General features: G+C 69.0%; 18 protein-coding genes. 11 read left to right on the plus strand and 7 right to left on the minus strand.

Features of this window, described 5'->3' with window-relative positions; translation table 11 throughout:
- Positions 1-7: 7 nt before the first annotated feature.
- The 4 genes from ABZ809_RS03190 (at position 8) to ABZ809_RS03205 (ending at position 7,658) form a co-directional block, all read left to right on the plus strand.
- Entirely contained in the window at positions 8-241 is a 234-nt protein-coding gene (locus ABZ809_RS03190) for an MbtH family protein (RefSeq protein WP_357560688.1), read from the plus strand.
- Positions 238-5,280 carry an amino acid adenylation domain-containing protein gene (locus tag ABZ809_RS03195; RefSeq protein ID WP_357560689.1) on the plus strand — a complete coding sequence of 1,681 codons (5,043 nt, stop codon included), beginning with the start codon at positions 238-240 and terminating at the stop codon, positions 5,278-5,280. The genes ABZ809_RS03190 and ABZ809_RS03195 overlap by 4 nt, the downstream gene beginning before the upstream one ends.
- A 13-nt stretch (positions 5,281-5,293) precedes the next feature.
- On the plus strand, positions 5,294-6,121 hold the full coding sequence (locus tag ABZ809_RS03200) for a phytanoyl-CoA dioxygenase family protein (protein ID WP_357560690.1): 828 nt from the start codon (positions 5,294-5,296) through the stop codon (positions 6,119-6,121).
- 385 nt (positions 6,122-6,506) lie between these two features.
- Positions 6,507-7,658, plus strand: a complete 1,152-nt coding sequence (locus tag ABZ809_RS03205; protein ID WP_357560691.1) for a nucleotidyltransferase family protein — start codon at positions 6,507-6,509, stop codon at positions 7,656-7,658.
- A gap of 241 nt (positions 7,659-7,899) precedes the next feature.
- Here ABZ809_RS03205 and ABZ809_RS03210 read toward each other — a convergent pair whose 3' ends face one another.
- The gene (locus ABZ809_RS03210) at positions 7,900-9,150 is read right to left on the minus strand and encodes a S8 family peptidase (protein ID WP_357560692.1); all 1,251 of its coding nucleotides are present in this window, start codon (positions 9,148-9,150) and stop codon (positions 7,900-7,902) included.
- 285 nt (positions 9,151-9,435) lie between these two features.
- Positions 9,436-9,831: a VOC family protein gene (locus ABZ809_RS03215; RefSeq protein ID WP_357560693.1), complete on the minus strand. Its 396-nt coding sequence runs from the start codon at positions 9,829-9,831 to the stop codon at positions 9,436-9,438.
- Between the two features lie 108 nt (positions 9,832-9,939).
- Here ABZ809_RS03215 and ABZ809_RS03220 point away from each other — a divergent pair, with 108 nt between their 5' ends.
- Positions 9,940-10,320 (plus strand): helix-turn-helix domain-containing protein, encoded by a 381-nt coding sequence (locus ABZ809_RS03220; RefSeq protein WP_357560695.1) that lies wholly within the window; start codon positions 9,940-9,942, stop codon positions 10,318-10,320.
- Positions 10,321-10,656: 336 nt separating this feature from the next.
- On the opposite strand, the gene ABZ809_RS03225 is transcribed toward ABZ809_RS03220, so the two are convergent.
- Positions 10,657-11,148 carry a helix-turn-helix domain-containing protein gene (locus tag ABZ809_RS03225; protein ID WP_357560697.1) on the minus strand — a complete coding sequence of 164 codons (492 nt, stop codon included), beginning with the start codon at positions 11,146-11,148 and terminating at the stop codon, positions 10,657-10,659.
- Between the two features lie 72 nt (positions 11,149-11,220).
- Here ABZ809_RS03225 and ABZ809_RS03230 point away from each other — a divergent pair, with 72 nt between their 5' ends.
- Together ABZ809_RS03230 and ABZ809_RS03235 are read left to right on the plus strand one after the other, a co-directional pair.
- Entirely contained in the window at positions 11,221-11,808 is a 588-nt protein-coding gene (locus ABZ809_RS03230; RefSeq protein ID WP_357560698.1) for a dihydrofolate reductase family protein, read from the plus strand.
- Positions 11,802-12,629: an MBL fold metallo-hydrolase gene (locus ABZ809_RS03235; RefSeq protein WP_357560700.1), complete on the plus strand. Its 828-nt coding sequence runs from the start codon at positions 11,802-11,804 to the stop codon at positions 12,627-12,629. The genes ABZ809_RS03230 and ABZ809_RS03235 overlap by 7 nt, the downstream gene beginning before the upstream one ends.
- A gap of 183 nt (positions 12,630-12,812) precedes the next feature.
- On the opposite strand, the gene ABZ809_RS03240 is transcribed toward ABZ809_RS03235, so the two are convergent.
- Positions 12,813-13,466, minus strand: a complete 654-nt coding sequence (locus ABZ809_RS03240; protein ID WP_357560702.1) for a CatB-related O-acetyltransferase — start codon at positions 13,464-13,466, stop codon at positions 12,813-12,815.
- Positions 13,467-13,579: 113 nt separating this feature from the next.
- On the opposite strand from ABZ809_RS03240, the gene ABZ809_RS03245 reads away from it, so the two are divergent.
- Positions 13,580-14,194 (plus strand): TetR/AcrR family transcriptional regulator, encoded by a 615-nt coding sequence (locus tag ABZ809_RS03245; protein WP_357560827.1) that lies wholly within the window; start codon positions 13,580-13,582, stop codon positions 14,192-14,194.
- Between the two features lie 134 nt (positions 14,195-14,328).
- Entirely contained in the window at positions 14,329-14,724 is a 396-nt protein-coding gene (locus ABZ809_RS03250) for a VOC family protein (protein ID WP_357560703.1), read from the plus strand.
- A 280-nt stretch (positions 14,725-15,004) separates the two neighbouring features.
- On the opposite strand, the gene ABZ809_RS03255 is transcribed toward ABZ809_RS03250, so the two are convergent.
- Positions 15,005-18,859: a S8 family serine peptidase gene (locus tag ABZ809_RS03255; protein WP_357560704.1), complete on the minus strand. Its 3,855-nt coding sequence runs from the start codon at positions 18,857-18,859 to the stop codon at positions 15,005-15,007.
- Positions 18,860-19,052: 193 nt separating this feature from the next.
- Complete coding sequence (locus tag ABZ809_RS03260) at positions 19,053-20,048, minus strand: helix-turn-helix domain-containing protein (RefSeq protein WP_357560706.1); 996 nt, start codon at positions 20,046-20,048, stop codon at positions 19,053-19,055.
- Between the two features lie 530 nt (positions 20,049-20,578).
- On the opposite strand from ABZ809_RS03260, the gene ABZ809_RS03265 reads away from it, so the two are divergent.
- Both ABZ809_RS03265 and ABZ809_RS03270 read left to right on the plus strand, forming a co-directional pair.
- On the plus strand, positions 20,579-22,123 hold the full coding sequence (locus tag ABZ809_RS03265) for a pectinesterase family protein (protein ID WP_357560707.1): 1,545 nt from the start codon (positions 20,579-20,581) through the stop codon (positions 22,121-22,123).
- Between the two features lie 199 nt (positions 22,124-22,322).
- On the plus strand, positions 22,323-23,738 hold the full coding sequence (locus ABZ809_RS03270) for an RICIN domain-containing protein (protein ID WP_357560708.1): 1,416 nt from the start codon (positions 22,323-22,325) through the stop codon (positions 23,736-23,738).
- An 87-nt stretch (positions 23,739-23,825) separates the two neighbouring features.
- On the opposite strand, the gene ABZ809_RS03275 is transcribed toward ABZ809_RS03270, so the two are convergent.
- Positions 23,826-24,836 carry a hypothetical protein gene (locus tag ABZ809_RS03275; RefSeq protein ID WP_357560709.1) on the minus strand — a complete coding sequence of 337 codons (1,011 nt, stop codon included), beginning with the start codon at positions 24,834-24,836 and terminating at the stop codon, positions 23,826-23,828.
- Positions 24,837-24,952 lie beyond the last annotated feature (116 nt).

Below are 24,952 nucleotides of genomic sequence, written 5' to 3' on the forward strand. Positions count from 1 at the left end.
GGGGGCCGTGAGCAACCCGTTCGACGACGATGACGCGCAGTTCCACGTGCTGGTGAACCACGAGGGCCAGTACTCGCTGTGGCCTGCCGCGCTGGCCGTGCCGGCGGGCTGGTCGGTTGTGCTGCGCGACGAGCGGCGGGCCGCATGCCTCGACTATGTCGAGGCGGTTTGGCAGGACATGCGGCCGGGCAGCCTGGTGGCCGCGACGACGCCGCAGGGCGGGCCAGGGGCCACGGCGTGACCCAGCGGAGCGGCGCGCCGCTGCTGCACGTGGCGCATTTCGAGGAGCACGCGGCAAGGTCCCCGCGCGACATCGCTGCAGTGTGCGCCGGGATCGCCCTCACCTACGGCGAACTCAACTCCCAGGCGAACCGCCTGGCCAGGCTGCTGATCCGGCAGGGGGCCGGCCCCGAGTCCCTGGTCGGGCTGATGCTGCCCCGTACGGCCGACCTCCTGATCGCCGCGTTGGCGGTGGGCAAGACCGGGGCCGCCTACGTCCCCTTCGATTCCGCCCACCCGCCGCTGCGCAACGGGTTGATCCTCGACGACACCAGTCCGATGGTGGTACTGACCGCAGCGGGCCTGGCTGCCGCCCCGGACTGGCTCACCGCGCCGCACCTGCCTCTTGACAGCCCGGAGACCACTGCCGCCCTGACCGCGCTGGCCGACACCGACCTGGAAGTCGACGAACTGCGGGGCGTACGGCACCCGGACCACCCCGCCTACGTGCAGCACACATCCGGATCCACCGGAAAGCCCAAGGGCGTCGTTGTCACATACGCGAACCTGGCCAATCTGCTGGCCGACTTCCGCGAGCGGCTCGCCGTCGGCCCGACCGACCGGCTGCTGGCCGTCACCACTCTTGGCTTTGACATCGCGGGGCTGGAGCTGTTCGTCCCGCTGACCAGCGGCGCGGCCGTGGTGCTCGCGGCCGAGGCGGAGCAGCGCGACCCGGCGCGTCTGGCGGCCCTGATCCGGCAGGCGGGGATCACGATCATGCAGGCCACGCCGTCCCTCTGGGACGTCCTGCTGGACACGTCGGCCGTCGACCTCTCCCGGGTGCGGACCGTGGTGGGCGGGGAGGCCCTGCCGGCTTCGCTGGCCGAGCGGATGCGTGCGGCAGGAGCCGTGCTGACCAACGCGTACGGGCCCACCGAGACCACCATCTGGTCCACGGCGTACACCTTCTCCCACCGGGAGCGGGAAGGCGCGCCCCCCATCGGCACGCCCATCCGCGAGACCAGGATCCGCGTGCTGGACGACCACCTGCGACCGGTCCCGGACGGGGCCGTGGGCGAGCTGTACATCGCCGGGTCCGGGGTGGCCCGCGGCTACCTGCGCCGCCCGGGGCTTACGGCCGCCCGGTTCGTCGCAGACCCGTACGGTCCCGCGGGAGATCGGATGTACCGCACCGGCGACCGGGTCCGGCTGGCGGCCGACGGCTGCCTGGAGTTCGTGGGTCGGATCGATCACCAGGTGAAGATCCGCGGCCACCGGGTGGAGTTGGGCGAGATCGAGGCGGCCGCCGAGGAGTTGCCCGGCATCGCGCGGACGGTCGTCGTCCTGCGTGCGGACCGTCCGGGACATCAGCAGCTCACCGCCTATGTGGTGCCGCTCGCCGGTGCCGAGCCCGACGCCGGGCGCATGCGGACGCTGCTCGCCGAGCGTCTCCCGCAGCACATGGTCCCGCACACGGTCCTGCTGCTGGACGCCCTGCCGCAGACCCCGAACGGCAAGGTGGACCGCGCCGCGCTGCCTAGTCCCGGACCGGTGGCGCAGGCCGGCACGGTCGCGCCCCGATCCGTCGACGAGGAGCGGCTGTGCGACCTGTTCGCCGAGCTGCTCGGCGTGCCCCGGGTCGGGGCCACCGACGACTTCTTCGCCCTCGGCGGCGACTCCCTGCTGGCGATCCGCCTGATCAGCCGGATCCGCGGCGAGCTCGGCGGGGAACTGGAGGTCCGGGAGTTCTTCGACGCGCCCACCGCCCGTCAGGTGTGCGGCCGGCTGCGCCATCCGCTCTCCGCCCGCTCCGGTCCGGCCCGCACCGAGCGCCCCACGCGGCTTCCCTTGTCCTCGGCGCAGCGCCGGTTGTGGTTCCTCAATCGGCTGGAGGCGCGCACGGGCACCTACAACGTCCCGCTGCGGCTGCGGCTGCGCGGTCCTCTCGACCGGCCGGCGCTGGAGGCGGCGCTTGCCGACCTGGTCGCCCGGCACGAGCCGCTGCGGACCAGATATCCCGAGGACGGCGGCGAGCCCTGGCAGGAGATCGTGCCCCCCGCCGCCGCCCGGCCCGCGCTGCCCGTGACGGTGTGCGCGAGCACCGCCGAGGCCGCGCAGGTCGCCAACGCGTTCTTCGCCGACGGCTTCGAGCTGGCCACGGACCTGCCGCTACGCGCCCGGCTACTGCGCGTCGGCCCGGTGCAGCACGAACTGCTGCTGGTGGTCCACCACATCTCGTTCGACGGCTTGTCCACCACCCCGCTGACCCGGGATCTCATCGCCGCGTACCGGGCCCGCACGGACGGTGCGGCGCCCGCGTATCGCGAGTTGCCGCTCCAGTACGCGGACTACGCCCTGTGGCAGCAGCGGCTGCTGGACCACCCGGAGGACCCCGCCAGTCCCGCCGGGGCTCCCCTCAGGTACTGGCAGTCCGTCCTCAAGGGAGCACCCGAAGAGCTTGAGCTGCCGTTCGACCGGCCCCGCCCGGCCCGCGCCTCCTACGGAGGGGCGACGATCACCATCGAGGCTGACAGCGGGCTGCACCACGAACTCGCCGAGCTTGCCAGAAGCACCGGGGCGAGCGTCTACATGGCCTTCCAGGCGCTGCTCGGCGCCCTGCTCACCCGGCTGGGAGCGGGCACCGACCTGCCGATCGGATGCCCCGTCGCCGGACGCGACGACGCGGAGCTCGAGAACCTGGTGGGCTTCTTTGCCAACACGCTGGTGCTGCGCACCGATACCTCCGGCGATCCCGACTTCCGCACGCTGCTCATGCGGGTGCGCGACGCCGACCTGGCGGCCCTCGCCCATCGTGAGGTGCCGTTCGAGCTGGTTGTCGAGACGGTCGCGCCGTCCCGTTCGCTGGCCCGGCACCCCCTGTTCCAGGTCCTGCTGGTGTCCCAGGGGACCGCGCAGGCCTCGTACGAGCTGGGCGAGCTGGATATGGAGTTGGAGGAGGCGCCCAACGGGACCGCCAAGTTCGACCTCTCCGTCAGCTACACCGAGCGCCTGGCCCCGAACAGGAAGCCCAGCGGCCTTGACATCACCATCGAGTACGCGACCGACCTGTTCGACCGCGCCACGGTCGAGCGCATCGGCGGGTACCTCCTACGGCTCATGCGCTCGGCCCTGAGCGACCCCGACGCACCGATGAGCCGGCTGGACATGATCCCCCGGGAGGAGCTGCACCAGCTGCTCGAAGGCTGGAACGACACCGCGGCCGTCGTCGACCGGCGGAGCCTGCCCGACCTGCTGGACCTTCAGGCCGCACGCACGCCCGACGCCGTTGCCGTCCGCCACGAAGACCAGTCCCTGACCTATGCGGGGCTGGGCGCACTCTCCAATCAGATGGCGCGCCTGCTGATCAGCCGCGGTGCGGGACCCGAATCGGTGGTGGCGATCCGGATGCCGCGCTCGATCGACCTGATCGTCGCCACGCTCGCGGTAATCAAAGCGGGGGCGGCCTACCTGCCGCTGGATCCCGGCTATCCCGCGGATCGGATCGCGTACATGCTGGGCGACAGCAGGCCCATCTGCATTCTCACCACCGCAAGCATGGCCAACGCAACGCCTTGGGGCGACTCCCAGCTCGTGATCGACAACCTCGAGATCAGGCAACTGCTCGAGTCCCTGCCGGACACCGACCTGTGCGACAGCGAGCGCACGCAGCCGCTGCGGCCGGAGCACCCGGTCTACGTGCTCTACACGTCCGGATCGACCGGGCGGCCCAAGGGAGTGGTGCTGCCCACGCTGGCGATGGTCAACCTGCTGGCCTGGCACGCCGCGACCATGGCCGGCGGAGTAGGCCGCACCACGGCCCAGTTCGCGAACCTGAGTTTCGACGCCGCGGCCCAGGAAATCCTCTCGGCACTGACGGCGGGCAAGACCCTCGCCGTGCCGCTGGACGAGTGCCGAAAGGACTCCGAGCAGTTCGTCCGGTGGCTGGACCGCATGCGGGTGAACGAACTGTTCGCCCCCACACCGGTCGTGGAGACGCTGGCCGAAGCCGCGGACCGGCTCGGCCTGGAGTTGCCTCACCTGGCCCACGTCGCCCAGGCCGGGGAGGCCCTCACGCTCAGCCCCATACTGCGCCGGTTCTTCGCACCGGGCGGGGGGCGGCGACTCTACAACTACTACGGACCCACCGAAACCCACGTCGTCACCGGCTGCCTCGTCCCGGACGCGTACCTGACCAGCGGCGACAGCCCGCCCATCGGCCCGCCGATCTGGAACACCAGGGCGTACGTCCTGGACCCGGCACTGATGCCCGTGCCCCACGGCGTCGCCGGTGAGCTGTACATCGCCGGCGACCAGCTCGGCCGCGGCTACCTGAACCGCCCCGGACTCACGGCCGAGCGCTTCGTCACCGACCCGTTCGGGCCGCCGGGGAGCCGCATGTACCGAACAGGCGACCTGGTGCGCAGGCACCCCGACGGCTCGCTGCACTTCCTCGGCCGTACCGACTTCCAGGTGAAGCTGCGCGGATTCCGTGTGGAACCGGGGGAAGTGGAGGCGGTGCTCGCCGAGCAGCCGGAGGTCATGCGGGCCATCGCCATGGTCCGCGAGGACCGCCCGGGCGACAGACGCCTGGTGGCCTACGTGGTCGGCGCCAGGGAAACCACCCCGGACCCGGCCGCGCTCCGGCAGGCAGCGGCACGGCGGCTGCCCGACTACATGGTGCCCGCGGCCGTGGTGGTGCTGCCGGAGATACCGCTTACCCCGAACGGCAAGGTGGACCGTGCGGCACTGCCTGCCCCCACGTACGCGACCAGGATCGACGGCCCGGGCCCCACCAACGAGCGGGAAGCTGCCCTTTGCCGGATCTTCGCCGACGTCCTAGGCGTGCCTCAGGCTGGCCCAGCTGACGACTTCTTCGGGCTCGGCGGCCACTCACTGCTCGCCACCCGCCTGATCAGCCGGATCCGGGCCGACCTGCACTGCGAGCTGGACATCCGCGACTTGTTCGACGATGCCACGGTGCGCGGGATCGCGGCTTGCCTTAAGCCCACCGTCCAGGCGCGCCCCGCACTGCGGCGGATGCGCGCTTCGAAAGACAATTGAGGAGGAAACGCGAATGAGTATCGCCCCGGGCACTGGACTGAGCGAACTGACCACAGCCTACGGACGGGACGGGTGGTGCGCGCTCCCGTATCGCTTGAGCGCGTCCGCCGTCTCGCTGCTGCGTGACCGCGTGGACGCGATCTCCCGCGAGGCCAGGCTGGGGCTGGTCTGGGAGAAGGGCGGCAAAACCGTCCGCGCCATCCACGGATGTCACCGCTTCGACGAGGTGTGCGCGGCTTTGACCCGCCATCCTCAGCTCGTCGCCCTTGCCGAGAGCATCCTTGGCGGACCGGTGTACGTCTACCAGTTCAAGGTCAACCTCAAGCAGGCCCGCGAAGGGGCTGCCTGGCCCTGGCACCAGGACTTCTCCTTCTGGCACCGGGAGGACGGCATGCCCCGGCCGGACGCGCTGAACATCGCGATCCTGCTGGACACCATCCATGAGGCGAACGGACCGCTGACCGTCATCCCCGGCTCGCACCGACTTGGTCTGCAGGACCAGTACGCCGACGGAGACGACGCGCAGCGCTCCGACTGGCGGCGGCATGTCTCGTCGGATCTCACCTACACCGTCACCCCGGAGCGTGCCGGAAAGCTGGCGGACGAACTCGGCACGCAGCGGATCACCGGCCCGGCCGGCTCGATGCACGCCTTTCATCCGAGCATCGTGCACTCGTCGTCCAACAACGAGTCGGCGGACCGGCGCGCACTGCTGCTGATCACGTACAACGCGGTGCGCAACAGCCCGCCAGCGCCGACCCGTCCCGAGTTCCTGGTGGACCGCAACACCACGCCGGTCATCGCGCACGAGGACCAGCGACTCGAGCTGAGCCTGCTGTGACGACGGTGCAGACCGGCGGGAGCGGGGATCCGCCGGTCGCAGAGCCGCCACATCTGCGCCACGAGTTCCGCGAGACCAAGGCGCATCTGCCGGCCCTGGTAACCGTGGTGACCACGAATGGCGGCAGCGCACCGCTTCGATGGGGGCCGTCAACCGTCTGCGGCACGGGAATCCGGTGCCGGAACACGCGGCCTCTGCCGTCGTGTGCACCGTCACCCAGGCCCTGTTCGGGGATCACCTGCTCATCGCTGGGGAGGTGCTGTGGAGTGCGGATGACCCGAGCCGGGTGCCGGTCGTCCGCCTCTGCCGCAGTTATCTGCCCGTGACACGGAATTGACTTGGAAGCGCCACGGCGACCGCGGTCACCATCAGAAGGAGATTCAGCATGCATGAAGCCCACGAGGACCAGAGGAAAGCCTGGCAGCTCCTCGAATCGGTTGCGGTCACCGACTATTCGGATTCCTGGTTTCAGCGGGCCGTTGGCTTGGCGAAAGGGCTGGAAAACCCGGATCTGCTGATCGCGTTGGCAGCCAGGCACAAGATGACGCCGGCGCTGGCACAGTTCTACCGCAGTGCCGCGCTGATGTCGGCGCTGCCGATCGGCCTGCGGGACCTGCTGGCCAACTCGCTGGCCTGGAACCAGTACAAGGTCGCGAGACTGCGGGACGAGAGCATCGACATCGCCAGCCGGTTCGCAGAGCGGGGCATCCGGGTGGTGTTCAACAAGGGGATCGCGTTGCAGCACTCCCTCTATGACAGCCGCGGTGTCCGTAGCTTCAGCGACATCGACATCATGGTGCACCCCGACGACGTCCCGGCGGTACGTGAGGCGATGCAAAGCCTCGGTTACGCAGCGGAGCAGCAGTATGATACGGATCTCGGCCGGCTAGTTCCGCTGCCCCGGCAGGCCGTCATCATCTACCGGCTCTCCCCGGACCATCTTCCGCATTTCCACCGCATCGATCCGCAGTCCGGCATCCCCGTCCTCGCGGTCGACGTGGCGCTGAGCCTCACCTGGCATGGCAGTGCCTGGCAACTGCCCATGGACGAGGTGCTGGCAAGCGCCCGGGAGACCCAGGTCGGACCGGATGCGCGGCACCTGCTGCCGACGCTGGGCAATGACTATGCGTTTCTCTTCGTCGTGCTGCACCTCTTCCGGGAGTGCTGGTTCGAACGCACCATCGTCGAAGGCGGACTCCGGATCACCCAGTTCGCCGATGTCTGGCGATACTGGCAGCGCTGGGGCAGCGAGCATGCCGACCAGGTGCGCACCCTTGTCCGGAACCACGGGCTGGAGCCCGCAGTCGCCTGGGTTACCCACTATGTCGACGCCCTGTACGGCAGCACGATGACCGCCGAACTCGACCTGCACGCGTTCTGCGCATCGGACTGGCTCCGCAGTGCAGGCGGCACCAGCGGCGGCTACCTCGCCTGGGACGGGGACATGCGCGGCCGACTGTTCAGCATGGCCCCGGTCGCTCTGGCGCCCGCTGACGAACCGCCCCACGGCGCGCAGGCGCGCGGCCGGGTTTCCTGAACCGGAGTCAGGGTTGGGTCGAGTCCCTTCGGGCGCACCTCACAATCAAGGCCGTGGCCAGCGAAAAAGCTGGTTGCGGCCTTGATTGCTTCTGCAGGTTGCGACGGAGCGTCCAAGGATCGGTCTTGGTTCGTGGAGCGAGAAGTCGCTCGGGCGACCCGGGCCGGCCCTGCGCGGCCTGCTCGCTCCGTTTCCGGTGGCGAGCGGCTGACCGCGTGGGCCGGCCGGTGACAGGGCCAGGTCAGAGCGCCGGGGACAGGTACAGGAGACGGTTGGGCGAGCCGGCCCCCGGGTTGATCACGACCGGGCTGGCGACGCTGAACAGGTAGCTGGCCACCTGGGCCGGTGTCCAGGTCGGGTTGTTGCTGAGCACCCGGGCGGCGACGCCGGCGACGAGTGGCGCGGCGTGTGAGGTGCCGCTGATCGTCTGGGTCGCGGTGTTCGAGTTCCACCAGGCCGACGTGATGCGGTCGCCGGGAGCGAAGATGTCCAGGCAGGGACCGAAGTTTGACCAGCTCGCCCGGTTGTCGTTCATCAGCGTCGCGCCTACTGTCAGCGCGGTCGGCACCGACGCGGGTGAGACCGTGCAGGCGCTCACGTTCGAGTTACCGGCCGGAACCGTCACCGTGATGCCGTCGGCGACCGCGTTTGTCACTGCGGTGTTGAGCGCGACGGTGGGGCTGGTCAGCACGCCGATGTTCGCCACGGCCGGCTGCCCGGCGAGGTGGTTGGCGATCATCCAGTTGATCCCGTTGATCAACATCGACAGCGTGCTCGGCAGGGTGCAGTCGAACACCTTGACCGCGACCAGCACGACGTTCTTGGCCGCCCCGTAGGTCGTCCCGCCGACGGTGCCGGCGACGTGGGTGCCGTGCCCGCTGCAGTCGTTGGCCGGGAGCATGCCGTCGACGGCGTCGTAGCCGTACACCGCCTGGCCGCCGAAGTCGACGTGGCTGATCTGGATCCCGCTGTCCACGATGTATGCCCGGACGCCGGTCCCGACACTGGTGAAGTTGTAGGTACCGCTGAGTCCCAGCGATGCGTCGATCCGGTCGAGGTTCCACGGCGCGTTCGTCTGGGTGGTGGCCAAGCTGGTCAGACGGTCCTGCTCCACGACCGCTACCGCCGGGTCGCTGGCCAGCCGGCGGGCCACCAGCTCGGAGGTCCGCACGGAGAAGCCGTTCAGCGCGTCGTGCCAGACCTGGTCCGGACGGAGGCCGTACCGGTCGGCGAGGCGGGACACGCCAGCCTGCCGATCGCCGACCGTGCCGCCGCTGTCCTTGAGGGTGACCACGTAGCTGCCGGGCACGGGGGTGGCGTTGCCGGTGCCGAGGATCTCGCCGGTCGTCCCGGACCGCGGTTCGATGGCGGGTGTCGCAGTGGCCGGTCCGGCAGCCACGGTGAGGAGCATGACCGTGGTGGCGAGCGTGGCCATGGCGGCCGTTCCGGCTCGACGCTTGCGGACGAAGATCGTGTGGCGGTGGAGTCTCATCTCCCAGCCTCCCTTTGTTCCGGCCATTCGGGCGGGCGTACGACGTGCCGATTGAATGGTCCGGACGGTTTTGCAGGATCGTACAGCCGATATGCATCCGGAATTCGTCGATCCAATCGATGCGAGTCTTTTTAAGCGGGGAGTGAGAAGAGTTCTGGCCCGATGTATCAGGGCTGCTTCCGGGGCCTCGACCGCGGCTGCTGCTGCCTGGAAAGCCGGGGGCGACCTCGTCCTGGGGGCGGCCAGACGGGGTCCACATCGTCAGGTGTGTGCGGGCGTCCGACCTCAGCGCCCCGCGTCGGCACAGGGCCGGATGATCCGGTCGACCAACTCCGGCACCCACTCGACGTACTCGACCTGGGCCCCACCAGCATGCCGGGCGTACAGGTGGCGGCCGGTCGGGCTGGTCGCCTCCGGTGTGGTGATCACGCCGCCCGCGGCGGTCAGTCCGGCGACCACCGCGTCCAAATCATCGACGATCACGGTGGCGGAGGCGTGCCCGTAGCGGGCCCGCTCCTCGGGCGGGCCGGCGATCACCAGAAAGTCGCCGATCGCGGCCAACTCGATCGCGTCGAATGCGAACCGCAGATCCGGCTCCGCGCCGACCAGGGTCCGCAGGAACGGCAGCGAGGCGTCGAGGTCGTCCACCCAGAGCCGGGCGTACGTCTTCAAGACGGTCATATCCACTCCTGTACGTTGAGATTGCCGACCCAGACCGTAGGGCGATGGCTACAGGTTGGGTAAGTACGCACTTTTTGGTAAGAGGCGCATGCGAAGGAGGAACGGCAAGTGGCCGAGCCGTTTCCCGACACGCCGACGGCGACCCACGTGGCCCAGGTGCACCTGGTGGCTCGCGAGGTGTTCGACGTGGTCGGCACCAAGTGGGCGGTGCCAGTCATCGAAGCCATCGGCAGTGACACGCGCCGCTTCGGCGAACTGCACCGGCAGGTCGCCGGCATCAGCCACCGGCTGCTCACCGCCACCCTGCGACAGTTGGAGCGGAACGGGGTGGTCGATCGGACGCTCCATCCCACGGTGCCGCCACGCGCCGAATACCGGCTGACCCCCGCCGGCCGGGAACTGCACGACACGATCAACGGCTTCTGTCGGTGGAGCCGTCACCACCTGGACGAGATCCTGGCCTCACGCCGCCGATTCGAGCAGGCCTGACACCTGGCATCCAGCGGCAGCACCCCGAGGCTCCCCCGGAGGGGTCCTGCGAGACGGGCCCGTCCTGTCCGCCGCCCGTCTGCGGGCAGGGCACCCGGACCACGGCGGATCGGCCGGCGCGGGCTCGGGCTCCGGTACGACCACCGGCGGGACGTCAGCGGGAACGGGGCCTGCGCTTGCGAATGGGGGAGTCGGGGGAGTCCGGCGCGGTGCCGGAGCCGGCGGTGTCCCCGTCGCCGGACGCGCCGGCCACCTGGGCGTCGGTGCCTGCACCGTAGCGGGGGCGCGCCAGCGCGCACGACGGCCGGCTACTGGCCATCGGCCCCCGCCTCGCCTCTAGCCGTGGCGTTCCCGCTCGGCGGCGTAGGCGGCGTTCAGGCGGTCGAGGGGGCCCGGGCCATCGTGTGACTTCGGCGGGGCGTCGAGGTGGCGCACCCGGAGCTCGTCCATGAGTTCCTCGATGAACGCCGGGCCCGCGTCGCGCATGATCCGCTGCCGGATCTGGAGCTCCGCGGTGCCCGGGCACCAGTCGAGGCCCCAGTTGCCGAGCGCGTAGAGGACCGGAAGGGTCCGGATGCCGGCTTCGGTGAGGCTGTAGCGGGCGCGCTGCCCGCGCGCCGCGGCGCCGCGGGTGAGGATCCCCGCCTCGACGAGCCGCACGAGGCGGTCGGCGAGGATGTTCGAGGCGATGCCCTCGATCGACCCGGTGAGCAGCGCCCGGAAGTGTCGGCGGTCGCCGAAGATGACGTCGCGGAGCACGAGCAGCGCCCATCGGTCTCCGAGCACCTCGACGGCCGCGTTGATCGGACACCCGGACCGTGGTTCCACGACTCCTCCTTGACAGGCACCTGGCCCTCAATATAGTGGTTGCAAATTGCAACCACTAGCGGAGGAGGGACGATGGGCCGCTTCCTGTACTGGATGAACGTGTCCCTCGACCTGCGGATCGAGCAGGTTCCCGGGGACAACGGCGCCGGCGAGTGGCTGCGCATCGACGAGGAGCTGCACCGGGAGTTCAACGCGCGGGCGCGAACGCTCGCGGGCATGGTCCAGGGTCGGGTCATCTACGAGACGATGGAGGAGTTCTGGCCACGGGCGCGCGAGGATGCGTCGCTGCCGGACTTCATGCGTGAGTACGGTGAGATCTGGACCTCCGCGCCCAAGGTGCTCGTCTCCCGCACCCGCCGCAGCGCCGATCACGGCACCCGGATCATCGGCGGGGACGACGCGATCGAGCAACTGGCCGCCCTCAGGGCTGGGACCGACGGCACCCTCGGTGTGGGCGGCGCGACGCTCGCCACGCAGCTGCTCCGGGCGGGGTTTCTCGACGAACTGCTGCTCTTCACCCACCCGGCGATCCTCGGCTTCGGCCGGCCGCTGTTCGATGACTGGGACATGCCGATCGAGCTCGACCTGCTCGAGCAGCGATCGTTCAAGCAGGGCGTCACGATGCACCACTACGCGGTCCGGGGAGCGAGCTCGTGCTGAGGCAGGTCACGGACGGCGTACTCGTTCACGAGAGCGAGTTCCTCCAGAGCAACACCATCGTCGTGCAGGGCCGCGCCGGCGTGTTGCTCGTCGACCCCGGGTTGCAGGACCACGAACTGGTCTGCCTCGCGAGCGACCTGTCCGCATCGGGCCGGACCGTCGTGGCGGGCTTCTCGACGCATCCGGATTGGGATCACCTGCTCTGGCACGCACAGCTCGGCGACGCGCCCCGTCACGGCACGGCCCGCTGTGCGGCCGCTGTCCAGGAACAGCTGTCCGACCCGGAGGCGAAGGCCCGCATCACCGGACACCTGGCCGAGACGGAAGTCGCCGGGCAGGTTCCACTGGACCTGTACGGCCTCATCACCGCCCTGCCCGCCGGGACGGCGCGGATTCCCTGGGACGGTCCCGGAGTCCGGATCATCGAGCATCAAGCGCATGCGCCCGGCCACGCGGCGCTGTTCGTCGAGGATCGCGGGGTTCTCATCGCCGGCGACATGCTCTCCGACGTCCTGATCCCGATGCTCGACCTGGATGGCGCCGACCCGATCGAGGACTACCTCGCGGCGTTGCGGCTGCTGGAGGGCGTGGCGGCCGACGTCGACGTCGTCGTCCCGGGCCACGGGTCGGTCGGCGGAGCCGGTCAGGTACACGAGCGGATCGAGCGGGATCGGGCGTACGTGCTCGCCTTGCGTGACGGCCGCGAGCCCGGTGACCCGCGTATCGGCCCCTCGGCCAAGCCCGGCTGGGAGTGGGTGAGCGACGTGCACCACGGGCAGGCCCGGGGCCTGGCTGCTCGTGACGAGAACGCGCTTCATTGAACATGCCTCGAAGAACTCGCCAGCCATTACGAAGTCCACCACGCCCAGTGGCTGCGGCAGCCGGGTGACGCTGGAGCGAGACCCACGCCGGAGGTTCTGCACGAAGGCGTCTCCGGCGTTGGTCCGCACATCCGTGACGCCCCACCCCGACCGGTCACCCGGCCTCTGTGGCGAGGGGCAGTGTCAGGGCCGGTCGACCTGCGCGCCCGCCTGCTCCAGATCGGCAACGGTTCCCGACATGATCGTCCGTACGTGCCTGGTGATGTGCTGCACGGGCCAGTCCCACCACGCGACGGCGAGCAGCCGGGCGACGTCCGCGGCGTCGAAGCGGGTGCGGAGGAGACGGGCCGGGTTGCCGCCGACGATGCCGTAGTCGGGAACGTCGGCAGTGACCACCGCGCTGGCGGCGATGATCGCGCCATGGCCGATCCGTACGCCGGGCATGACCGTGGCGCCGCGCCCGAACCAGACGTCGTTGCCGACGACGGTGTCGCCCCGGCCGGGCAGGCCGGTGATCAGGTCGAAGTGCTCGGCCCAGGAGCCACCCATGGTCGGGAAGGGGAAGGTGGACGGGCCGTCCATGCGGTGGTTGGCGCCGTTCATGATGAACCGCGTGTCCGTGCCCAGCGCGCAGTACCTGCCGATGACGAGGCGCTCCGGCCCGTAGTGGTACAGCACGTTGCGCGTCTCGAACGCGGTCGGGTTGTCCGGATCGTCGTAGTACGAGAAGTCGCCGATCTCGATCAGCGGCGACTTCACCAGCGGCTTGAGCAGGACGACACGCGGGTGCCCGGGCATCGGGTGGAGCACGGTGGGGTCGGCGGGAACAGGCTGCATCGTGGAGGCGAGTCCTTTCGGTGGGCCACTATTGCGACAACTGTAGCTTTGGCATGCTGACCCGGCCCAGGCATATTGATCAACCGGACATGGGGTTCCCAATGCCAGACCCGATGGCCCCGAGGCCGGACCGCCGTCCAGGCGGTCGCACCGCCCGCATCCGCGCCCAGGTCGTCGACGCGGTGCGCGCCGAACTCGCCGAGAACGGTTACCAAGGACTCACGATGGAGGGTGTTGCGGCCCGCGCGGGAGTGCACCGCACCACGGTCTACCGGCGCTGGCGCGACGTGGGCGGCCTGCTCGTCGACGTCATCGACGCCGCCGGCGAGATCGACTGGCAGCCACCGGACACCGGCTCCCTGCGCGGCGATCTCACGGCCCTCAACCAGGAGATCCTGGAGTCCCTGGTCGTCCATCCGTCCTTCGCCGTCGCCCTGATGGCCGCCTCGTTCCACTCCGAACAGGCGGCGCAGGCCCAGACGCAACTGTGGGCGGACCGGTACGCCCAGTGCGAGATCCTCGTCGAGCGCGCCATCGGGCGCGGCGAGATCCCCGCACAGCACACGGACGCATGGAGCCTGCTGATGGTTGCTACGGCACCGCTCTACCACCAGGTGGTACTCCTGCGCGCCGATCCCGACCCGCGACTTCCGGAACGGGCCGCGGCGGCGGCGGTGCTGGCGGCTGTCGCGGGCGCATTCTCCGGTCATCGGGAGGAGAGCGTGTGATCGAGGAGGTTCGCGGACCCGCCGCCGACCGACTTCTCGCGTGCCTGACCCCGAATCGGACCCGTCTGACGGACCTGGGTAGGAAGGTCTCCGATCCGTCGGGCGGGCAGCACGCCGCACTACCTGGGAGAGTCATGACAAGCAGGTTCACCGAGTTGGCCGTCGACTGCCACGATCCGGAGCGGCTCGCTGCCTTCTGGTGCGAGGTCCTGGACTTCCAGGTGATCGAAAGGAGCGAGGGCAAGGTCGAGATCGGTTCCTGGGTGCCGACCGTCGAGGATGTCCGGGCCCGGCAGATGTCGCCCACCCTGCTGTTCATCCAGGTGCCCGAGAGCAAGACCAGGAAGAACCGGCTGCACCTCGACGTCAGCCCGATCGACGGCAGCACCGAGGACGAGGTGACGAGACTGCTCGGCCTCGGTGCCACCCGGGCGGATGTAGGCCAGGGCGCGGATCGGAACTGGGTGGTCCTGGCGGACCCCGAGGGCAACGAGTTCTGCGTCCTACGCACCCTGGCACCACAGGACTAGGGGCCTGTGCCGAAGTCGCTGACAGCCACTCGTCGAGGGCGGCCAGGACTGCGCTGCGGCGAGGGGGGTCTGCTGACAGAGGACGTCTCAACCGTGGCGCGCAACGATGGTCTGCTCAAAACCCCAGCGTCGGGTGCCGAGCCCAGAGATCGGCGCGGCCCATCACCGATGGTGTCGATGGGAGCAGACAGGCGAAGGCGTCCAGCGGCCGGGTTGTCGTACCCCGAGCGCTGGACGCCTTCCGCCGGTCTCAGTCCTGGCTGCCTTCCGGCTCAGGGCCTCACTTGAGGGCGTAGGCCCGCGTGATGGTCTGAACGGTGCGGTTGCCCGCGGAGTCCCAGGCCTCGGTCCTGAGGGTCACGAAACCGGTGGTGTCCGCCGCCCGGGGGTGCCACAGCAGCGCCTGGAAGGAGTCGTCATCCTTGCGGAGCATCGCGGCGGACTTCCAGGTGGTGCCGTCGTCGTAGGAGACGGAGACCTTGGCGCCCGCGATCGCGGTGGAGCCCGTCCAGCCCTTGGGGCGTCCCGCATCGATGGTGAAGGTGAACGGGAGGCCGGCCCGCGCCTGGTTGAGTTCGTTCAGCGGCAGGTCGTAGTCGAGCAGGACCACGGGTACGGATTCACAGGACTTCGGCGTGGGGACGAACGCCGTGTCGCAGTCCTTGATGGCCATGGTGGTCGGTGCCGCCTGGCTGAAGTTCCACTCGGTCTGAAGCTGGCGGCCCAGCTCGACCCCCGGTATGTCCTCGGTCAGCTTCTGGTCGAGGACGTACCGATAGTCCGCGCGCTCCGAGGTCAGCTGGTCGAACCCGGTGATCTGCTCGCCGTTGCGATAGAAGCTCCAGGTGTTGGTCAGGCCCTGCATGGTGTGGGCGGACTCGTTGTCGGCACCGACGCCGCTGGGCAGCTTCTGCCAGACGTCGGTCCGGCAGAACGTGCACGGCCCGAACTCGTACTGGGACAACCGCATCGGCGCGGCGAACCAGCTCTGGACGTGTGACTTCCCTGGCGTGGTGTAGGTGGTACGCACGTCCGACATCGACCAGGTGAAGGTGTTGTAGTTGGCCCCCACCGTCGTGCGGTAGGAGACTCCGGTGCCTGCCAGGTAGTAGTCGTCGCGGGTGGTGCCCTGGTAGAGGCCCTGAGCGCCGCTGACCGAAGTCCACTGCAACGGGCCCCAGACCGCCAGGTACTCGGCGCCGAGACGTCGGGCTCCGTCGGAGTGGAATGTGTTCCGGATCTTGGCGAAGTCGCCTACGGCCACGGTCTTGCGGAGGTCGGTGGGGACCCGGTCGTCAGTGAAGTGCGGTGCATAGGTGTAGCCCGACTCCAGGACGCCCTTCAGGGCGATCCGGACCTTGCCCTTGGCCAGCAGAGCCTTCAGGGCGGCGGCGTCGTCGTGCGTGGCGTGGGCGACCGGGATGGCCTGGCCGGCGGGGACGCCGCTGCCGCTGGGGCCTGGGTCCGCCGGTGCCACGATCACGGCCACGGCCCCGGCGGTGGCGGCCCGACCGGCTTGGTCGGCGGCCTTGGTCACGTCGGCTACCGAGACCAGGACGGTCTTGCCCTTGACGTTCACGCCGGCGAAGTCCTGCTCGGCGCCTGCACCGAGATCGACCAACTCGGTGCGCTCGGTGCCTTCGAAGCGTTTCGCGAGTACCGAGGACTTCAGTGGGATCCTCAGGTGTCGGTGGCCGGTGACCTCCAACTGCACCAGCGGCTCGCGCTGGGTCAGAGAGGTCTCCAGCCGAAGTGCGCCGGTTTTGGCGCCAGCGCTGGGGATGGCACCGTACTTCGTGTCGGCAAGGTGGCTCAGCCCGCTGACGCCGACGGAGTTGGAGTGGCTGTTGATCGTGCCGTCGTCGCGGACGATCTGCAGCGCCACGTGACCGGCCTCCAGCGGTCGCCTCTCACCGTTGATCTTCACGCTGAGGTCGGTGGCGGTGGTTCCGTCGATGGTGAAGCTCTGGTCCCTGTCGACCACTTCGACGTCGGGCACCGTGAACAGGTCTGCCGCGTGGGCGACCGCGCCTGTGGAAGCCTTCGAGTAGACCGTCCCCTCGATGGAGTAGCGGCCGAGAGGCACCGACAGGGTGGTGGAGCCGGTGGCCTGCAGGGTCCGATCCTCCCAGACGGTGTTGTCCAGCCCGTGCAGGGTGAAACTGAACGCGGCGGGGGCGTTGCCGAAGCGGTCGGTGACGTTCAGGGTGACCTCGTACTGCTCGACAGCCCGGACGAAGCCGAGCGCGGCATGTACCGACTCGCCGTTGGCGGCGGTGGCAATGACGGATCCGCTGTATCGGCCGGTCTTGAGACCATTGGGGTCGAGGGTGAGGGCGACCTCGGCGGTGGCGCCGGCCGGGATGGCGAGCCGGCCGTCGGACAGGCCGGTACCCGCAAGGGACAGCGTGCCGACGGGGACCTCGATGTCGTTGGCGTCCCTGGCGGACGCGGCCAGGGTCACGACGGTGTCGGTCGTGGCGTTGTTCCGGAGCGTCAGGGTTCGCGTCCGCTTCTCGTACGTGCCCTTCTGCCACGGGACCACGCGGAAGTCGGCCGTACCGGACAGCTCCAGCGACGGGTCGAGCGAGGCGGGAATGTCGACGCGGCCATAGCCCTGCTGGTGGACGGTCTGCCCGGCGGCGGACCTGGCGTGCGCGGTCAGGGCCTCCTTGATCCGCTGCCCGCTCCACCCGGGGTGACGCTGCTTGAGGATCGCGGCAGCGCCGGCCACGTGCGGGGCGGCCATCGAGGTGCCGTTGGCCGAGGTGTAGTTGGCGTCCACGGGGGCGCCCATGGTGGTGCCGGCGGCGCGGGCGGCGACGATTGCCACACCGGGCGCGGTGATCTCCGGCTTCATGGCCATGTCACCGAGCCGCGGGCCGCGGCTGGAGAACGGGGCGAGCACGTCGGACTTGTCCACCGCGCCGACGGTGAGGGCGGCATCGGCGACGCCGGGGGTGCCGAGGGTGGTGTCGCCGGGGCCGGTGTTGCCGGCGGAGATGACGAACAGGGTGCCCGAGGAGGCGCTGAGCGAGTTGACGGCGATGGTCAGCGGGTCCTCGCCGGGCGTGTCGTCGCTGCCGAGGCTCATGTTGACGATGTCGGCGCCCTGGGCGACCGCCCACTCCATACCTGCCAGGATGCTGGAGGTCGGGCCGTAACCGTTGTTGGCCAGGACCTTGCCGACCAACAGGTCCGCGCCCGGGGCGACGCCCCTGTGCGCGCCGTCGGAGTTGGCCCCGCTGCCCGCGACGGTGGACGCGACGTGGGTGCCGTGACCGTGGCCGTCCTGGACCGTCTGGCCGGGGACGAAGCTCTGACTCGCGACGATCTCGGACTTGATGTCGGCGTGGTTCAGGTCGGCGCCAGTGTCCAGGACGGCGACCTTCACACCCTTGCCGTCGTATCCCTTGGTCCACGCCTCCGGGGCGCCGATCTGCGCCACGCTCTTGTCCAGCGCGACCTTGGCCAGGCCGTCGTACCAGACCTTGGCCACTCCGGCCGGGCCGGGGACCACGGCGCTGTCGCCGCTGCGGGTCACCGAGGTGCTGGGCTCGACGGCCCGCCAGAAGCTCTTCGCGCTGTTCTTGTGCACCTGGACGGCGCCGAGGCCCAGCCTGGGCAGGACACGTCGGGTGTCACTGCCCGGCAGGGCCTCGGACCTCTGTTTCAGGGCAGTGGCGGCGGGCGTGCCCTGGAAGTCGACGATGGCGGGGACCAGGTCGGTCTTCGCGTCGTCGTGGCCGTCCCGGATCATCCGGCTGACGTTGAACAGTTCGCGGTCGACCATGCCGGAGGCGAGCGCGGCCGTCGTGCCGTCCGGGTAGACGTACAGGTCGCCGTTCTGTCCGCTCGCGGTCCCGAACGTCCTGGACGTGCCGGCCGCGGATCTGATGCTGACCGCTTGCCTGCCGTCCGGCTCGGTGGTCAGTGCGACCGTGTCCCCGGTGATCAGGGTCAGCGTCGACGTGGTCGCTGCCTTCTTCTCGGTCGTGGGCTGACCGAGGGGACCGCCCTGCGGAGCCGCCGCGGCGGCTGCTTCCGGTAGCTGACTCGTGAGCGACAGTGCGATCGCCACCGCCACTCCGCTGACGACGGCGGTTCGCAGCCGTCCCGCGCGGAATACGTACATCAGGTTCCTCTCGTACGCTCGACAGGCAGGCGCGCACCAAGGAGAAGGTGTGGACGGGATTGGGTTGACCAGCGAAAACGCCCGTGCGATGCCGCGCCGCACGGGAACGTAACCGGCCGGTTCTCAACGAGTCCAGAGGTCCCGTGACCCTCTGCGCCACATGGCGTCTTGTCGCCACGAGCGGTGCGCCGGCTCACACCTGTTGGCCGCCGGTGCCCGGATCGGGAAGATCCGGGATCCAGCTCAGCCGGGCAGCCTGCCATCCCAACTGCACCCGGCTGGAGACGCCGGCCCTGTCCATGAGGCTCTGCACCCGCCGGTTCACCGTCCGCTTGCCCATGCCGAGCTGACGTGCGATCGCGGCGTCGGTGAGTCCCGAGAGCAGGAGCGTCAGCAGTTGGGTGTCCGGCTGAGTGAGAGGACCCTGGACGGGACCCGGATCCAGCGGCAGCGCGGACGCCCACACCATCTCGAAGAGCGCCAGCAGGGCTTCGAGGAGCGGGCCCGGGTGGATCAGGACGGCCATCCTCGGCAGCTGCGCGTCGTCGGACCGTAACGACAGCAGTGCCGCGGACCGGTCGACGATGATCAGTTTGACCGGGACCTCGTTGAGGACCCTGGCCTGCTCGCCGGCGTCGACGTACTGCTGGATCGCCTTCAGCCCACCGGCGTTCGCCAGCGCGAAGCGGTCGTACACGGTCCGATAGGTCACCCCGGCCGACTGTTGGTCCAGCTGGACGACGTTGAGGTCCTCGGGCACCAGAATCGGCGGTGCGGAGAAACTGAGCACCTGCTTCCGGGCGGTGCGCCGAATCTGCTCGTACCGCAGCGGCAGAGTCTCGTTGGAGACGATCTCGGCGAACTCCTCCAGGGCGACCGGGCCCGCCGTGGCCTTCCGGTATTCCCTGGTCAACCGGCCCAACACACTCTGCGCGGTCCGCAGCTGGTTCATCCGCGACAGCAGCAGGTTCTCGCCGGCGATGTCGGGCGGTGCGGGGATCAGCTGCGCGGGCCGATCGTCAGTGAGAGTCGCCAGCCCTTTGGCCACGAGTCCCTGTGCCGCCTCGTCCGTCTGAACCTCACTCAGATCGAGCCGCTGCCGCACCTGGTCGATACGGGCGTGTCCCGACCTGACCAGCAACTGGTACATCCGCGACTCGGTCGTGCTCAGCCCCAGCGACTCCAGCACGTACGCCCCCCTCCCGCGAACCAGCAGAAGTCACCGAGGCAGCGGACGGTTGGCAGGACGACCCGGCGAATCATCAGATCGGCGGCCAGCAGCCCTCGGCAGAGGGCTGCTTGGATCGGCTGATGTACGCCTGACCATCCCTGACCTTGCTCTCTCTGCTGATCTTGTGGTCTCTCGGCGCAAGAGTAGGGCACGTTGCGGGAGCAGGTCGAGGGGCAGCCTGGCCGGGAGGACTCAGTTTGAGCAGCTCAGGCGGCTGGTGGCAACGTCGACTGCGCCAGAGCTGGACGGCGACCCGGCCGTCGCGGGCAGCGCCGCCAGCACCCTCGACGCCAGCGGCGGTAGCCGCATCTGAGGCGCGAGGAGATGATTACCGCGCGAGCCCACCCGCCTGCCTCCCACCCTGTGCGTTCGGCCTCGTCGCGCAGCGGTGCTGCCTCGTTCTGCTCCGTGACTGGTCGAGTTTCCGTTGTCCTGCCGCGTCCCGGGCGTCTACCAATGTGGATGTTCTGACGAGAAAGGACCAATCCTTGACGAAGGTAATCGACTGGAAGCGACGGCTGGTCGGTTCGACCGGCGCCACGTACGACCTCGCGGTGCGGTCGGATCGCCAGAGTCGCGGGTCGGAGGAAGAGGCAACGGTACGCGGGCGGCGGCTCCGGTCGCCGCGGCTGTGGGCGGGTGTGCTCTCCGCCCTGGTGGTCGTTGCGGGGACGGTCGCGGTTTCCCCCTCCGCCTCCGCGGCCGTGCCGGTTGCGGAGACCACCTACACCGTGCAGGTGAAGAACAGCGGGAAGTGTCTCGATGTTCCGTACGGTGAGCCGGTGGACGAGTTGGGTGTCCAGCAGTGGAAGTGTTCGACGGGGAAGATGCAGCAGTGGACGTTGCGTGACGCGGGGTCGGGGCTGTTCTCGATGGTGAACGTGGCCAGCGGGAAGTGTCTGGACATTCCCTATGGGGCCGGCACGATGTTCCTGCAGGTGCAGCAGTACCGGTGCTGGGACGGTGCGATGCAGAAGTGGCGTCTGGTCGCTTCGGGCACCGACACGTACCAGATCGTCAACAACCAGTCGGGGTTGTGCCTGGCGAACAAGGACGCGGGCAAGGAGGACGGCGTCCCGATCGTGCAGGAGACCTGCACCGCGAACTCCAACAAGCAGTGGCTGTTCACCCCCGTCGGGTCGACCGTGCAGGCTGTCGTGGCCGCTGACGGGTCCGGGCGGTACCGCACGGTGCAGGAGGCGGTCAACGCCGCGCCTGCCAACAGTTCCGCTCGTACGGTGATCACGATCAAGCCGGGCACCTACCGCCAGGTCGTGACCGTCCCCGCGAACAAGACCAACATCACCTTCCAGGGACTGGGTTCGTCGCCGCAGCAGACGGTGTTGGTGTTCAACAACAGCGCGTACTCGCACGGCACCAGCAACAGCGCCAGCGTGTTCGTGTACGGCCGCGGTTTCGAGGCGTACAACCTGACGATCTCGAACGACCTGGACGAGAACTCGGTGCCCAGCGGCGGGCAGGCGGTGGCACTGCACCTCAACGCCGACCGCGCGGTGTTCAAGAACGTCCGCCTGCTCGGCGACCAGGACACCTTCCTGGTCAACAACGACACCCGCGCCTACATGGTCGACTCGTACGTCGAGGGCACTGTCGACTTCGTCTTCGGCGGCGGCACCATGGTCTTCCACCGCACGCAGGTGCACGAGAAGCGCACCACCGGCGGCCCGATCACCGCGGCCAGCACGGCCCCGGAGAAGAAGTACGGCTTCCTGTTCTACAAGTCGACCATCACCGGCGCGGCGAACAACGTGACGTCGCTTGGCCGCCCGTGGCGGCCGGACGCGCAGGTCGTCTACCGGGAGTCGACCTTGAACGCCACGGTGAAGACGTCGCAGCCGTGGAGCGACATGTCGGGCAATTCGTGGAAGAACGCCCGGTTCCTGGAGTACCGGAACACCGGCTCCGGCGCGGGCACCAACAGCAACCGCCCGCAGTTGTCCGACTCGCAGGCCCCCGAGTACACCCCGCAGAAGTACCTCGCGGGCGGCGACGGCTGGAACCCGGTGAGTTGACGGGCGCGGCCGCTCCCCGCGGTCGGACCGCAAGGCCGTGCGGTGGTCGTACCAGTTCACCTTGCTGGTCACCACACCGCGCGGGGACGCCGGCCGCTCCGCCCCCGCGGAGCGGGCTGGTGTCCGCCTGATCGGGACGAGCACCGCCGCACGTCACGGCGGCCGTCCCGCCCATCGGTTGGAAGACAAGGATGTTTCGATGCGGAAGAAGATCCTGACGCTGCTCGCGGCCACCGCCGCGGTCGCGGCGACGGGTGCGGTGGTCGTGGCCGGTTCCTCGGCCCAGGCGGCCGCGCCCGTCGCGAACGGTACGTACACGGTGCAGGTGAAGAACAGCGGGAAGTGTCTCGATGTTCCGTACGGTGAGCCGGTGGACGAGTTGGGTGTCCAGCAGTGGAAGTGTTCGACGGGGAAGATGCAGCAGTGGACGTTGCGTGACGCGGGGTCGGGGCTGTTCTCGATGGTGAACGTGGCCAGCGGGAAGTGTCTGGACATTCCCTATGGGGCCGGCACGATGTTCCTGCAGGTGCAGCAGTACCGGTGCTGGGACGGTGCGATGCAGAAGTGGCGTCTGGTCGCTTCGGGCACCGACACGTACCAGATCGTCAACAACCAGTCGGGGTTGTGCCTGGCGAACAAGGACGCGGGCAAGGAGGACGGCGTCCCGATCGTGCAGGAGACCTGCACCGCGAACTCCAACAAGCAGTGGCTGTTCACCCCGGTGGGCGGCCGCTCCTGGTCGAACGCGGCCGACGGCTTCGCCTCCGCCACGACGGGCGGTGCGGGCGGCCAGACCGTGACCGCCACGACCTTCGCCGACCTGGCCCGCTACGCCTCGTCCAGCACCGCGTACACCATCAAGGTGGACCGGGCGATCACCGTGACCCCGTACGGCACCGAGATCAAGGTCGCCTCCAACAAGACGATCATCGGGGTCGGCACCAAGGGTCACATCGTCAACGGCGGCTTCAATCTCAACGGCGTCTCCAACGTCATCATCCGGAACCTGACCATCCGCGACACCCGGATGGCCGACGACGACCCGGGCGACGACGCCTACGACTACGACGGCATCCAGATGGACAACTCCCGCAACATCTGGATCGACCACAACACCATCGTGCGGATGAACGACGGCCTCATCGACTCCCGTAAGGACACCACCAACCTCACCGTGTCCTGGAACCGCCTCGGTGAGAACAACAAGGCCTTCGGCCTGGGGTGGACGGAGAACCTGACGTCCAACCTGACCATGCACCACAACTGGGTCTACAGCACCAACCAGCGCAACCCCAGCGCCGGGAACGTGCTCCACGCCCATCTCTACAACAACTACCTGCAGAATGTCACCGGCTACGGCAACTACTCCCGAGGCACCACCAGGATGGTCCTGGAGAACAGCTACTTCGACAACGTGAAAGACCCCTACTACAAGGATGCCGGCGCCCAGCTCCGCCAGAGCGGGAGCATCGTCGTGAACTCCACCGGCAAGCAGGGCACCGGTGGCAACGCGTTCGACCCGCGCTCCTTCTACTCCTACACCCTGGACGCCGCCGCCGACGTCCCCAACCTGGTCCGCACCTACTCCGGTCCGCAGGCCAACATCGGCCTCTGACACAGGGACGAGCGGGCCCGGCGGCACGCCGGGCCCGCTCGTGAGCGGCCAGCCACGTTGGTGGCGGCCGTACCCTCCCCCGATGGGTCAGTAGTGGACGCGAGCCCGGATCGCGCGGTGGTCGGAGTAGCTCAGGTCAGCGTTGTCGCTGCCGGTGTACTTCTTGTCGGCCGCGTCGCCCTCGTTGAAGGTGATGGTGTGCTCGGCGCCCGTCGACGCCACGCCGTTCGGACGCTTCGCGAACAGGTAGTCGATGCGCCGGCTGCCGCTACCGATCGTCCAGTGCTCATGAAGGGCGCAACTGCGGATTGCCGCCTGGGTGCTGTGCCGCTCGGAGCAGTCGTCGTACGCCGCGTCCGCGTAGCCGTGGTTGCCGCGCATCGCGTTGTACCAGCCGGTCCAGTCCCCACCGGTACGGTCAGGGGCGTTGGCGTCGCCGCCGACGATGTACAGCGATCCGCTGTGGGTGGCCATCTTCTGGGCGGTCAGGGTTGCGTTCGCACCGGCGCAGCCCGGCACACCGTTTGCGGGTTCGGGCACGTCGTGCGTGGCGGTCGGCCAATGGATCGAGCCGACGACCACGTCCTTGTTGGCGACCTGGTCGTGCATCTGGAGCACGAGGTTCTTCGAACGGGCCTGGGTGTTCCACACGCAGGCGCCGTCGACCTTCTTGTACGACTGGAAGACGGTCCGGGCGCTCCTGATGTCGAACCGTCCTTCCCGGTAGATGATCGCGTTGGTCTGCTTCGCCTTCTCGTTACCGCACGGGGAGTTCATCGGCGCCGGATCGTTCTCGGTGAGCATGCCCTTGTAGACACCGGCCAGCTCGGCGGTCATCAGGTCGGTGAGGGTCTTCATCTCACCCGGCCCGGCTAGTTGCTGCACAATGAAGAGGTCGGGACTGTACTCCTGGGTCTTCATGTAGTAGATCAGGTCTCTCCAGTCGCCTGGGCAATTCGCGGCGTCCGCCGTCTCCAGGTTCTCAATGTTGTTGACATAGACCTGGATGAAGCCCGCATTGTTGTTGACCGCCGCCATTGCCGGTGCGGCGTTGACCACCACCCCCGCAGTCGAGGTGATCAGCATCGTGGCAGCCACTGCCGACCATCGCCGAACTGGGCTGGTCCGTCCTGGTGTGATCATTCGTTCCTGATCCCTTCCATGCCGCGAAGCCGTGATCGCTTGAACTATCGGCGGGCGCACTGAAGGAGTCA

The organism is Micromonospora sp. NPDC047074 (assembly GCF_040643815.1).
GTDB lineage: Bacteria > Actinomycetota > Actinomycetes > Mycobacteriales > Micromonosporaceae > Micromonospora.